The sequence below is a fragment of the Enterobacter sp. RIT637 genome, assembly GCF_019718755.1.
GTDB lineage: Bacteria > Pseudomonadota > Gammaproteobacteria > Enterobacterales > Enterobacteriaceae > Enterobacter.
Genome location: NZ_JAIHAZ010000099.1, coordinates 1 through 619, shown reverse-complemented (window position 1 = coordinate 619; position 619 = coordinate 1). Strand labels below are relative to the sequence as shown.

The window sequence follows — 619 nt, the reverse complement described above, 5'->3', positions numbered from 1 at the left end:
GACAGACCCTATGCTTCGGGTTTTGTGGAGAGTCAATTTGCGTGTCAGCCGTTCTTTAACTATCAAACAAATGGCGATGGTCTCAGCCGTCACTATGGTGTTTGTATTCGTCTTTTGCGTCATTTTGCTGTTTCATTCCGTACAGCAGAATCGCTACAACACGGCTTCGCAACTGGAAAGTATTGCCCGCTCGGTCCGTGAACCGCTTTCCGCCGCCATTCTCAAAGGGGATATCCCCGAAGCAGAAACCATCATCAAACGCATTCAGCCTGCGGGGATCGTCAGCCGCGCGGATGTGGTATTACCCAATCAATTCCAGGCGTTGCGGATGAGCTTTATTCCCGAACGTCCGGTGCCGATGATGATCATGCGGCTGTTTGAGCTGCCGGTGCAGATTTCGCTCCCGCTCTATTCTCTCGAACGCCCTGCGAACCCGCAGCCGTTGGCTTATCTGGTGTTGCAGGCAGATGCCTATCGCATGCATAAGTTTGTCATGAGCTGGATCTCCACGTTAGTGACCACTTACTTACTTTTGACGCTGATCCTGACCGTGGCGCTCACCTGGTGCATTAACCGGCTGATCGTCCATCCGCTGCGTAAAATTGCCCGAGAGCTAGAC

Annotated in this window: 1 pseudogene; it reads left to right on the top strand. The window is 52.7% G+C overall.

Annotated elements, in window-relative coordinates:
- Positions 1 to 37 precede the first annotated feature (37 nt).
- Positions 38 to 619: pseudogene (locus tag K5E19_RS23390) on the top strand (biofilm formation regulator HmsP); the annotation flags it as partial.